The following is a 12,132-nucleotide window of genomic DNA, read 5'->3' as shown; positions in this document are numbered from 1 at the left end:
TCAACGCCAAAGGGTTTTACTTTTCACTCAAATTACAGTCAGGACGTGTATGTTGAACACTGCAATGAGCGTGGTCATTCTTGCCGCAGGCAAAGGCACCCGCATGTATTCCGATCTTCCTAAAGTGCTGCACACCCTGGCAGGGAAAGCGATGGTGCAGCATGTTATTGATGCCGCTAATGAAATGGGCGCGAGCCAGGTGCATCTGGTTTACGGCCACGGCGGCGATCTGCTGAAGCAGACGCTGCGTGATGACAAGCTCAATTGGGTGCTGCAGGCTGAACAGCTGGGTACCGGCCACGCCATGCAGCAGGCTGCCCCGTTCTTCTCCGACGACGAAGACATTCTGATGCTCTACGGCGACGTGCCGCTGATCTCCGTCGAGACGCTGGTTCGCCTGCGTGCCGCGAAGCCGCAGGGCGGCATTGGTCTGCTGACCGTCAAGCTGGACGATCCGTCCGGGTATGGCCGTATCACGCGTGAAAACGGCAAAGTGACGGGCATTGTCGAGCATAAAGATGCCACCGATGCGCAGCGTGAAATCCAGGAAATTAACACCGGTATTCTGATCGCCAACGGCGCAGACATGAAGCGCTGGCTGTCGCAGTTGAACAATAACAACGCCCAGGGCGAGTTCTACATCACCGATATCATCGCGATGGCGTATCAGGAAGGGCGTGAGATCGTTGCCGTTCATCCGGCGCGCATCAGCGAAACGGACGGCGTGAATAACCGCCTCCAGCTTTCCCGTCTTGAACGTATTTACCAGTCCGAGCAGGCTGAAAAACTGCTGCTGGCTGGGGTTATGCTGCGCGATCCGTCGCGTTTCGATCTGCGTGGGGTGCTTAACCACGGGCGCGACGTCGAAATCGATACTAACGTTATTCTGGAAGGCAACGTAACGCTGGGTAACCGCGTCAAAATCGGTACTGGTTGCGTGATCAAAAACAGCGTGATTGGCGATGACTGCGAAATCAGCCCGTACAGCGTGGTGGAAGATGCCCATCTGGAAGCCGCTTGCACCATTGGGCCGTTCGCCCGTCTGCGTCCGGGCGCTGAGCTGCTGGAAGGCGCACACGTCGGCAACTTCGTTGAAATGAAAAAAGCGCGTCTGGGCAAAGGCTCCAAAGCCGGGCACCTGACCTATCTGGGGGATGCGGAGATCGGCGACAACGTTAATATTGGCGCGGGCACCATCACCTGTAACTACGATGGCGCGAACAAGTTTAAGACCATCATCGGTGACGACGTGTTTGTGGGTTCAGATTCCCAGCTGGTGGCGCCAGTGACCATCGGTAAAGGGGTCACCATTGCCGCCGGGACCACCGTCACCCGCAATGTGGCGGATAACGAACTGGTGCTCAGCCGTGTGCCGCAGGTGCACAAGCAGGGCTGGAAACGTCCGTTGAAGAAGTAAGATTTTTGTAAGCCTGATAAGGCGTAGCTGCATCAGGCAGACAGGGTTGAGGGGATAACATAATCCCCCGCCCAAAAGCAGTAACTAAAAATATAACCCCACTCTCTACAAGGCTCGGGGCGCCCGTAAAACGGGCAAAACAGGTCAGCGACAACGCATGGCATAATGCCAAAATCAGGAAATCTAACTATGTGTGGAATTGTTGGCGCAGTCGCGCAGCGTGATATTGCTGAAATCCTTCTCGAAGGGTTACGTCGTCTGGAATACCGTGGTTATGACTCTGCCGGTCTGGCAGTGGTGGATGCAGAAGGGAATATGACCCGTCTGCGTCGCCTCGGTAAAGTAAACATGCTGGCGCAGGCCGCAGAAGAGAACCCGCTGCACGGTGGCACAGGCATTGCCCATACCCGCTGGGCGACCCACGGTGAACCTTCGGAAGGCAACGCGCACCCGCACGTCTCTGAACACATTGTGGTGGTGCATAACGGCATCATTGAAAACCACGAACCGCTGCGCGAAGCGCTTACCGAGCGTGGTTATACCTTCGTCTCTGAAACCGACACCGAAGTGATCGCCCACCTGGTTCACTGGGAGCTGGAGCAGGGCGGTACGCTGCGTGAAGCCGTACTGCGTGCTATCCCACAGCTGCGCGGCGCCTACGGCACCGTGATCATGGACAGCCGCGATCCGTCCACCCTGCTGGCAGCCCGCTCTGGCAGCCCTATGGTGATTGGTCTGGGGATGGGTGAGAACTTTATCGCTTCCGATCAGCTGGCGCTGCTGCCGGTGACCCGTCGCTTTATCTTCATGGAAGAGGGCGATATTGCGGAAGTGACCCGTCGCGACGTTAAAATCTTTGATAAATCTGGCGCGCCGGTAAAACGTCAGGATATCGAATCCAACCTGCAGTACGACGCGGGCGACAAAGGCGCTTACCGTCACTACATGCAGAAAGAGATTTACGAACAGCCGAACGCCATCAAAAACACCCTGACCGGGCGCATCAGCCACGGTGAAGTGGATCTGAGCGAGCTGGGCGCTAACGCCAACGAAATGCTGGCAAACGTTGAGCACATTCAGATCGTGGCCTGCGGCACCTCCTACAACTCCGGTATGGTTTCCCGCTACTGGTTCGAAGCCCTGGCTGGCGTACCCTGTGATGTGGAGATCGCCTCTGAATTCCGCTATCGCAAATCGGCCGTGCGTCGTAACAGCCTGATGATCACCCTGTCTCAGTCCGGCGAAACAGCTGATACCCTGGCGGCGCTGCGTCTGTCTAAAGAGCTGGGTTATCTGGGCTCGCTGGCAATCTGTAACGTGCCGGGCTCCTCGCTGGTGCGTGAATCCGACCTGGCGCTGATGACCAAAGCCGGCACCGAAATCGGCGTGGCCTCCACCAAAGCGTTCACCACCCAGCTGACGGTACTGCTGATGCTGGTGGCGAAACTGGCCCGTCTGAAAGGCCAGGATGCGGCGATTGAGCATGACATCGTTCATGGTCTGCAGGCGCTGCCAAGCCGTATTGAGCAGATGCTCTCTCAGGATAAGCGCATTGAAGCCCTGGCGGAAGATTTCTCCGACAAGCATCACGCTCTGTTCCTCGGACGTGGCGATCAGTATCCGATTGCCCTGGAAGGCGCGCTGAAGCTCAAAGAGATCTCCTATATCCACGCAGAAGCCTATGCGGCAGGCGAGCTGAAACACGGCCCGCTGGCGCTGATCGACGCGGATATGCCGGTTATTGTTGTGGCACCGAATAACGAACTGCTGGAAAAACTGAAGTCCAACATCGAAGAAGTGCGTGCCCGTGGCGGTGTGCTGTATGTCTTCGCCGATAGCGATGCCGGCTTTACCAGCAGCGACAACATGCACATCATCGAGATGCCGCATGTGGAAGAGGTGATTGCGCCAATCTTCTATACCGTTCCGCTGCAGCTGCTGGCCTACCACGTCGCGCTGATCAAAGGCACCGACGTCGACCAGCCGCGTAACCTGGCGAAGTCCGTGACCGTAGAGTAATCCCTTCAGGCTCCACCTTTGGGTGGAGCTTTTTTATCCGCTTTATCCCGCCTTTTTTAATGACAAACTGTCATCTTCAGCTAACTTTTTCAGTGTCACAGAAAGAAAATTTTTCTGAAATCTTAATGTCATAATGATGCTCAAGATACTGATATTAAAAAGTTATTTTAATATTCCCAAAGCGAAATTCTCGCTGTCATAAAACTGTCATAATTCGTACATTTATCTGTCACCTCTTTGTCCTATTTTGCTCATCGTAGCCACTAAACAACGATTTACGAAAATCTTGCAGGAGACATTATGAAAGTTATGCGTACCACTGTCGCAACTGTTGTCGCCGCGACCTTATCGATGAGCGCGTTCTCTGTGTTTGCAGAGGCAAGCCTGACTGGCGCTGGTGCAACCTTCCCTGCGCCGGTGTATGCCAAATGGGCTGACACCTACCAGAAAGAGACTGGTAACAAGGTGAACTACCAGGGTATCGGCTCCTCCGGTGGCGTTAAACAAATTACCGCAAATACCGTTGATTTCGGCGCATCTGACGCTCCGCTGTCTGATGAAAAACTGACGCAGGAAGGCCTGTTCCAGTTCCCGACCGTTATCGGTGGTGTTGTGCTGGCGGTGAATATCCCTGGCCTGAAGTCCGGCGAGCTGGTGCTCGATGGCAAAACCCTGGGTGATATCTACCTCGGCAAAATCAAAAAATGGGATGACGAAGCCATCACTAAACTGAACCCGGGCGTGAAACTGCCTTCGCAGAACATCGCTGTGGTTCGTCGTGCTGACGGCTCCGGTACCTCCTTCGTCTTCACCAGCTACCTGGCGAAAGTGAACGAAGAGTGGAAATCCAAAGTCGGTTCTGGCTCTACCGTTAACTGGCCGACCGGTCTGGGCGGTAAAGGTAACGACGGTATCGCCGCGTTCGTACAGCGTCTGCCTGGCTCAATCGGCTACGTAGAATACGCTTACGCCAAGCAGAACAACCTGGCCTACACCAAACTGGTTTCTGCCGACGGCAAACCTGTCAGCCCGACCGAAGAGAACTTTGCTAACGCTGCCAAAGGCGCTGACTGGAGCAAATCTTTCGCTCAGGATCTGACGAACCAGAAAGGCGAAGACGCATGGCCAATCACCTCTACCACCTTCATCCTGGTCCACAAAGATCAGAAGAAGCCAGAGCAGGGTGCTGAAGTGCTGAAGTTCTTCGACTGGGCATACAAAAACGGCGGCAAACAGGCTAATGACCTGGACTACGCCAGCCTGCCGGACAGCGTGGTTGAGCAGATTCGTGCTGCATGGAAAACCAACGTGAAAGACAGCAGCGGTAAAGCGCTGTACTAACAGGATATTTTTGACGAAGATGGCGGGTGGCGCTAACGCTAACCCGCCCTATGGTTCCGACTGTAGGCCCGGTAAGCGCCAGCGCCGCCGGGCATATTCGTAAGACGTCTCAAACAGAAGAGTAATTTATGGCTGCAACCAAGCCTGCATTTAACCCTCCGGGTAAAAAAGGTGACATGATTTTCAGCGCGCTGGTAAAACTGGCTGCGCTGATTGTGCTATTGCTGCTGGGCGGCATTATCGTGTCCCTGATTTTCTCCTCCTGGCCGAGCATCCAGAAATTTGGTTTCTCCTTCCTGTGGACCAAAGAGTGGGATGCGCCGAACGATATCTACGGTGCGCTGGTGCCGATCTACGGCACGCTGGTCACCTCGTTTATCGCCCTGCTGATTGCAGTGCCGGTGAGCTTCGGTATCGCCCTGTTCCTGACCGAACTGGCGCCGAACTGGCTGAAGCGTCCGCTCGGTATCGCCATTGAGCTGCTGGCGGCGATCCCAAGTATCGTTTACGGCATGTGGGGCCTGTTTATTTTTGCCCCGCTGTTTGCAACCTACTTCCAGGAGCCGGTGGGCAACGTCCTTTCCGCTATCCCGTTCGTGGGCGCCCTGTTCTCCGGTCCGGCTTTCGGTATCGGCATCCTGGCGGCAGGCGTGATCCTCGCCATCATGATTATTCCGTACATTGCGGCGGTTATGCGCGATGTCTTTGAACAGACCCCGGTGATGATGAAAGAGTCGGCCTACGGTATCGGCTGCACCACCTGGGAAGTTATCTGGCGTATCGTCCTGCCGTTCACCAAAAATGGGGTGATCGGCGGCATTATGCTGGGTCTGGGTCGGGCGCTGGGTGAAACCATGGCGGTGACCTTTATCATCGGTAATACCTACCAGCTCGACAGCGCCTCGCTCTATATGCCGGGTAACAGCATCACCTCGGCGCTGGCTAACGAATTCGCCGAAGCGGAATCCGGCCTGCACGTTGCTGCGCTGATGGAGCTGGGCTTAATTCTGTTTGTTATCACCTTCATCGTTCTGGCGATCTCTAAAGTGATGATCATGCGCCTGGCGAAAAATGAGGGGGCACGCTGATGGCTACGCTCGAAATGCAAAATACCGTGGCGCTGGCGGAATCTCGCCGCAAAATGCAGGCTAAACGCCGCATGAAAAACCGCCTCGCCCTGACGCTCTCCATGGCAACCATGGCATTTGGTCTGTTCTGGCTGATCTGGATTTTGTTCTCCACGGTGACGCGCGGTATCGACGGTATGTCCCTGGCGCTGTTCACCGAGATGACGCCGCCGCCGAATACGGCGGGTGGCGGTCTGGCTAACGCCCTGGCGGGCAGCGGCCTGCTGATCCTCTGGGCGACCGTCTTCGGCACGCCGCTTGGCATCATGGCGGGGATTTATCTGGCGGAGTACGGCCGTAAATCCTGGATTGCGGAGGTGATTCGTTTCATCAACGACATCCTGCTCTCTGCCCCATCGATTGTGGTCGGCCTGTTCGTTTACACCATCGTAGTGGCGCAGATGGAACACTTCTCCGGCTGGGCGGGCGTGATTGCGCTGGCGCTGCTGCAGGTGCCTATCGTCATCCGTACCACCGAGAACATGTTGAAACTGGTGCCGGACAGCCTGCGTGAAGCGGCCTACGCGCTGGGCACGCCAAAGTGGAAGATGATTTCTGCCATCACCCTGAAAGCCTCCGTCTCGGGGATCCTGACAGGCGTGCTGCTGGCCGTTGCCCGTATCGCCGGTGAAACGGCCCCGCTGCTCTTCACCGCGCTCTCCAACCAGTTTTGGAGCACGGACATGATGCAGCCGATCGCCAACCTGCCGGTGACGATCTTTAAATTTGCGATGAGCCCGTTTGCCGAATGGCAGTCACTGGCCTGGGCCGGGGTACTGATTATTACCCTGTGCGTACTGTTACTGAACATTCTGGCGCGCGTGATTTTCGCGAAGAAGAAACACGGTTAATTATTGACGGCGTGGCACTCTGCGGCGCCGGATGAGGAAATGAGTCAATGAGTATGGTTGATACTGCCCCGGGTATTCTTTCGGTTCGTGATCTGAACTTTTACTACGGTAAGTTCCATGCCCTGAAGAACATCAATCTGGATATTGCCAAAAACCAGGTAACGGCGTTTATCGGTCCGTCTGGCTGCGGTAAGTCCACGCTGCTGCGTACCTTTAACAAAATGTATTCGCTCTATCCGGAGCAGCGTGCCGAAGGCGAAATCCTGCTGGATGGCGACAACATTCTCACCAATACCCAGGATATCGCCCTGCTGCGCGCGAAAGTGGGTATGGTGTTCCAGAAACCGACGCCGTTCCCGATGTCCATTTATGACAACATCGCTTTTGGTGTGCGCCTGTTTGAGAAGCTCTCCCGCGCCGATATGGATGAGCGCGTGCAGTGGGCATTGACCAAGGCCGCATTATGGAACGAAACCAAAGATAAACTTCACCAGAGCGGGTACTCTCTCTCCGGTGGTCAGCAGCAGCGTCTGTGCATTGCGCGCGGTATCGCTATCCGTCCTGAAGTGTTGCTGCTGGATGAGCCGTGCTCAGCGCTGGACCCGATCTCCACCGGGCGTATCGAAGAGCTGATCACCGAGCTGAAAGCGGATTACACCGTGGTGATCGTGACGCACAACATGCAGCAGGCTGCCCGTTGTTCCGACCACACTGCATTTATGTACCTGGGCGAGTTGATTGAGTTCAGTAAAACGGACGACCTGTTCACCAAGCCTGCGAAGAAACAAACAGAAGACTACATCACCGGACGCTACGGCTGATTCAGGAGTGCGCAATGGATAATCTCAATCTTAATAAACACATTTCCGGCCAGTTTAACGCCGAGCTGGAAAGTATCCGCACCCAGGTGATGACCATGGGCGGTATGGTAGAGCAGCAGCTCTCTGACGCGATCACCGCGATGCACAACCAGGACAGCGAGCTGGCGAAGCGCGTGGTGGAAGGCGACAAAAACGTCAACATGATGGAAGTCGCTATCGATGAGGCCTGCGTGCGCATCATCGCCAAGCGTCAGCCAACGGCGAGCGACCTGCGTCTGGTTATGGCGATCATCAAAACCATCGCCGAGCTGGAACGTATTGGCGACGTGGCGGACAAAATCTGCCGTACTGCGCTGGAAAAATTCTCCCAGCAGCACCAGCCGCTGCTGGTGAGCCTGGAGTCGCTGGGCCGCCACACCGTGCAGATGCTGCATGACGTGCTGGATGCCTTTGCGCGTATGGATCTGGATGAAGCGGTGCGTATTTACCGCGAAGACAAGAAAGTCGACCAGGAATATGAGGGCATTGTGCGTCAGCTGATGACTTACATGATGGAAGATACGCGCACCATTCCAAGCGTACTGACCGCGCTGTTCTGCGCTCGCTCTATCGAGCGTATCGGTGACCGTTGCCAGAACATCTGCGAATACATCTTCTATTTCGTGAAGGGGCAGGATTTCCGTCACGTTGGCGGGGATGAACTGGATAAAATGCTCGCGGGCAAAGATCCGAAAGAGTAACTTGCTTTAACATGCCCGGCGGCGCTGCGCTAACCGGGCTGACATCATTCACAGGCCGGATAAGCGCTAACGCTATCCGGCTTTGTTTTTTTAGCGGGTGATATTCCAGCCGCGCGCTTTCCACAGTTCCGGCAGCTGCGCCAGCTCGGTGAAGACAGTGACCTTTGGATGGTCGAGCGGCGGGTTGTGCGGATCGGCACAGAAGTAGAATACCTCCATGCCTGCGGCGATCCCCGCCTGCGCGCCTGCGCTGGAGTCATCCACCAGGATGCAGTTCTCCACGTTGACGTTCATCGCTTTCGCCGCATGGAACATCATCGCCGGATCCGGCTTCCAGCGCTGGATATCGTAACCGCTGAACAGTTTTTCCGGGAAATGGTGCAGCATCTGCAGCTTGCCAAGGGAGTGCTGCATTTTGCTGACCGGGCCGTTAGAGACCACGCACATCGGCACCGCCATGGCATCCAGCAGGGTGTTCGCACCTGCGATGACTTCCAGTTCGGAGTCGAAAAGGCGTGCGACCTCGGCGCGGTAAACAGGCTCCAGATCCGCTTTCGCGAGGCTAACGCCGTGTTCAGCGTTGATGATGTCGATGATCTCGTAGAGCTTCACGCCCTTAAAGCGTTTGAACGTCTCTTCGAGATCGAGCGTGATACCAAATTCCTGGAACATGGTGACATACGCCCGGGAACAGATGACCTCACTGTCGACCAGCGTACCGTCGCAGTCGAAAAATACCGCTTCAATCTGAGACATGCATTTCCCTTTTTTTAACAAGTTTAACGTTTACGTACTACATAACGTTGAGACGCAATCGTTGCCGTATAAGCAAATTCAATGAAAAAAAGTGCCTCTCAACCGCCCTTATTGTCGCATTTTGGTATAGGATAGCGACGGATTTTCCCTCCTTGTTCGGAAATAGATGATGAGTCAACAACACACTACCCAGTCTTCTGGCGCGGGTTTGCTTGAGCGCGTGTTTAAACTGCGCGAACACGGCACGACGGCACGCACCGAAGTGATCGCCGGTTTCACTACCTTCCTGACGATGGTCTATATCGTTTTCGTGAACCCACAAATTCTGGGCGTTGCTGGCATGGATACCAGCGCCGTCTTCGTGACTACCTGTCTTATCGCCGCCTTCGGCAGCATCCTGATGGGGCTGTTCGCTAACCTGCCGGTTGCGCTGGCACCGGCGATGGGTCTGAACGCCTTCTTCGCCTTCGTCGTGGTTCAGGCGATGGGCCTGCCGTGGCAGGTGGGCATGGGCGCTATCTTCTGGGGCGCCGTCGGTCTGCTGATCCTGACCATTTTCCGCGTGCGTTACTGGATGATTGCCAATATCCCGGTCAGCCTGCGCGTGGGCATCACCAGCGGTATCGGCCTGTTCATCGGCATGATGGGACTGAAAAACGCCGGTGTGATCGTGGCGAACCCGGAAACGCTGGTCAGCATCGGTAAACTGACCTCCCACAGCGTGCTGCTGGGCGTGCTGGGCTTCTTCATCATCGCTATTCTGGCCTCGCGTAATATCCACGCGGCGGTGCTGGTGTCGATTATTGTCACCACCCTGCTGGGCTGGATGCTGGGCGACGTGCACTATAACGGCATCGTCTCCGCGCCGCCGAGCGTCACCACGGTGATTGGCCATGTCGATCTGGCGGGCTCGCTGAACCTGGGTCTGGCTGGAGTGATCTTCTCCTTCATGCTGGTGAACCTGTTTGACTCCTCCGGTACGCTGATTGGCGTGACTGACAAAGCCGGTCTGGCGGATGAAAAAGGCAAATTCCCGCGCATGAAGCAGGCGCTGTTCGTGGACAGTATCTCCTCCGTGACCGGCTCCTTTATCGGTACATCCTCTGTAACCGCCTACATCGAATCTTCTTCCGGGGTTTCTGTCGGTGGCCGTACCGGTCTGACCGCGGTGGTTGTTGGCCTGCTGTTCCTGCTGGTGATCTTCCTCTCCCCGCTGGCCGGTATGGTGCCGCCATACGCTGCCGCCGGTGCGCTGATCTACGTGGGCGTGCTGATGACCTCCAGCCTGGCGCGCGTGAAGTGGGATGACCTGACCGAAGCGGTTCCGGCCTTTATTACCGCGGTAATGATGCCGTTCAGCTTCTCCATTACCGAAGGGATTGCGCTGGGCTTTATCTCTTACTGTGTGATGAAGGCGGGGACCGGACGCTGGCGCGAAATCAGCCCGTGCGTGATGGTCGTTGCGCTGCTGTTCATTCTGAAGATTGCGTTTATTGATGCTTAACAAAAGCAAAACAGCAACGTAAGTTGCTGTTTTTAGTGTTTGCACCCTCTCCCTGTGGGAGAGGGCCGGGGGTGAGGGCATCAGGCCGCACCCACCCCTTACCTCGAACCCACCTTACGCTTTAACCCGCTGAATATACTTCCCGAATGCGCTCAGCTGGCCGCTCAGATGATCCAGCGTGCTCTGGTCAACAACTTCACCCGTCTGTGGGTCGACCTTGTTCTGAATCACACCGCCCATAAACTCCGGCTTGTTCATCACCATCGCATCCAGGAACACCAGGATCTGACGCAGGTGATACTGGCAACGCGCGCCGCCGATAGCCCCCATTGAGCTGGTCTGGATCAGCACCGGTTTACCCGCCAGCGGCTGTTCCGGCAGGCGAGAGAGCCAGTCAATGGCGTTCTTCAGGCCACCCGGCACGGAATAGTTGTATTCCGGGGTGACAATCACCACGCCGTCTGCCTGACGGATCTGCTCTGCCAGCGCTTCTACCGCAGCCGGGAATCCCTCTTCCTGCTGCACATCCGCGTCGTACAGCGGAATATCACCGATCGACGGCAGGGCGGTAATTTCCATCCCCTCAGGTGCCAGCTTCGGCAGGGTGCGGGCAACCATCCCGTTAAATGAACCCTTGCGCAGGCTTCCCAGTAACGTAACAACATTCAACGTATCAGACATCACTACTCCTTCTTCATCATGATGGCCCTGCTGAAGGGTCAGGTGAGGATAATCGCTTTTTCCGCCGGTAGACTGGTCAGCCGCATCAGGCGAGCCGCCGGTTCGTTGGCGCGGGCGGGAACGTCCGGCAGGCTTTGCCATCCAAGGCGGCCGTCGAACTCCCAGATTTTTAGTCTTTCAATGGCCGGGGTGACGGCAATCGACCAGATCAGCACGTCTTCGGCGTCGCTTAAGGCTTCGACCTGCGCGGCTCTGGAGGCCCGCAGACGACCGGAGCCCGGTAACAGTTGCAGCAGGCTGGCGCAGTCGTTGGCCTCGCCTGACAGCTTACGGATGCACTGGCGCAGGGTAATCAGCTGCGCTCTGGCTTCATTGGGGTCGTTCTGATTACGCACCCATAAGTTCTCGTTGCTGGACAGCGGGTAGGTGTCATGCGCGTGGGTACCATCCAGGCTGCGAATGGTTCGCTGCAGCTCCATATCCAGACCGCAGTCGCCCTCGGTGGTCAGCACCAGGCCCACGATATTGCCGGCATAGGCAATGGAAAAACGGGGAAGCTCTGGATCGGCAAACACCGGGCGACCCTCTGGTTCGGTAATCACTTCCGGCAGCTCGCTGGTGCCGTACAGCATAAACATCAGCTCCGCGAGCAGCGCCCGGGAGGCCAAAAAACGTATTCGACGATGTTCAGGAAGCTTTCGCGCTTCGTTGTGGCAGGATGGCGAGAGCCTGGTCGAAACCACCCATCCCTCGGTCAGCGTCCCTCTTGCAAAATGCGTAGCCATTTTTCACTCCATGATAATGGTTAGTCGTCAGGTTAAACGGTTACATGATTATCGCTTAACTTGCTTACTGTTTTAATGGCTAAATGGGGG

11 protein-coding genes are annotated in these 12,132 nt (G+C 56.1%); 8 read left to right on the top strand and 3 right to left on the bottom strand.

Translation table 11 applies throughout. The annotated features are described in order from the left end of the window. The first annotated feature begins 49 nt into the window (after positions 1-49). The 7 genes from glmU (at position 50) to phoU (ending at position 8,316) form a co-directional block, all read left to right on the top strand. Positions 50-1,417: a bifunctional UDP-N-acetylglucosamine diphosphorylase/glucosamine-1-phosphate N-acetyltransferase GlmU gene (gene glmU, locus FFB58_RS21345; protein WP_039032219.1), complete on the top strand. Its 1,368-nt coding sequence runs from the start codon at positions 50-52 to the stop codon at positions 1,415-1,417. 189 nt (positions 1,418-1,606) lie between these two features. After that, positions 1,607-3,436, top strand: coding sequence for a glutamine--fructose-6-phosphate transaminase (isomerizing) (gene glmS / locus FFB58_RS21340; protein ID WP_039032220.1), 1,830 nt, complete (start codon positions 1,607-1,609; stop codon positions 3,434-3,436). 300 nt (positions 3,437-3,736) lie between these two features. Beyond that, the gene (gene pstS / locus FFB58_RS21335) at positions 3,737-4,777 is read left to right on the top strand and encodes a phosphate ABC transporter substrate-binding protein PstS (protein WP_039032221.1); all 1,041 of its coding nucleotides are present in this window, start codon (positions 3,737-3,739) and stop codon (positions 4,775-4,777) included. A 128-nt stretch (positions 4,778-4,905) separates the two neighbouring features. Beyond that, positions 4,906-5,865 (top strand): phosphate ABC transporter permease PstC, encoded by a 960-nt coding sequence (pstC, locus tag FFB58_RS21330; protein ID WP_032615515.1) that lies wholly within the window; start codon positions 4,906-4,908, stop codon positions 5,863-5,865. Continuing rightward, positions 5,865-6,755, top strand: coding sequence for a phosphate ABC transporter permease PstA (gene pstA, locus FFB58_RS21325; protein ID WP_039032222.1), 891 nt, complete (start codon positions 5,865-5,867; stop codon positions 6,753-6,755). Before pstC ends, pstA begins: the two co-directional genes overlap by 1 nt. Before the next feature lie 47 nt (positions 6,756-6,802). Beyond that, the gene (gene pstB / locus FFB58_RS21320) at positions 6,803-7,576 is read left to right on the top strand and encodes a phosphate ABC transporter ATP-binding protein PstB (RefSeq protein WP_039032223.1); all 774 of its coding nucleotides are present in this window, start codon (positions 6,803-6,805) and stop codon (positions 7,574-7,576) included. A gap of 14 nt (positions 7,577-7,590) precedes the next feature. Further along, a complete protein-coding gene (phoU, locus tag FFB58_RS21315) occupies positions 7,591-8,316 on the top strand; it encodes a phosphate signaling complex protein PhoU (RefSeq protein WP_039032224.1) in 726 nt (241 codons plus the stop codon). A 90-nt stretch (positions 8,317-8,406) separates the two neighbouring features. On the opposite strand, the gene yieH is transcribed toward phoU, so the two are convergent. Then, positions 8,407-9,072: a 6-phosphogluconate phosphatase gene (gene yieH, locus FFB58_RS21310; protein ID WP_039032225.1), complete on the bottom strand. Its 666-nt coding sequence runs from the start codon at positions 9,070-9,072 to the stop codon at positions 8,407-8,409. A 169-nt stretch (positions 9,073-9,241) separates the two neighbouring features. Between yieH and adeP the strand changes: the two genes are divergently transcribed. After that, positions 9,242-10,576, top strand: coding sequence for an adenine permease AdeP (adeP, locus tag FFB58_RS21305; protein ID WP_138370942.1), 1,335 nt, complete (start codon positions 9,242-9,244; stop codon positions 10,574-10,576). Positions 10,577-10,690: 114 nt separating this feature from the next. On the opposite strand, the gene FFB58_RS21300 is transcribed toward adeP, so the two are convergent. Together FFB58_RS21300 and FFB58_RS21295 are read right to left on the bottom strand one after the other, a co-directional pair. Beyond that, the gene (locus tag FFB58_RS21300; protein ID WP_039032227.1) at positions 10,691-11,257 is read right to left on the bottom strand and encodes an NADPH-dependent FMN reductase; all 567 of its coding nucleotides are present in this window, start codon (positions 11,255-11,257) and stop codon (positions 10,691-10,693) included. Positions 11,258-11,295: 38 nt separating this feature from the next. Continuing rightward, positions 11,296-12,042: a 4'-phosphopantetheinyl transferase gene (locus FFB58_RS21295; protein ID WP_039032228.1), complete on the bottom strand. Its 747-nt coding sequence runs from the start codon at positions 12,040-12,042 to the stop codon at positions 11,296-11,298. Positions 12,043-12,132 lie beyond the last annotated feature (90 nt).

This window comes from Enterobacter sp. MF024 (assembly GCF_005843915.1).
GTDB lineage: Bacteria > Pseudomonadota > Gammaproteobacteria > Enterobacterales > Enterobacteriaceae > Enterobacter > Enterobacter barmai.
The sequence above is the reverse complement of the archived record's forward strand: the minus strand, read 5'-3'. Positions and strand labels throughout refer to the sequence as shown.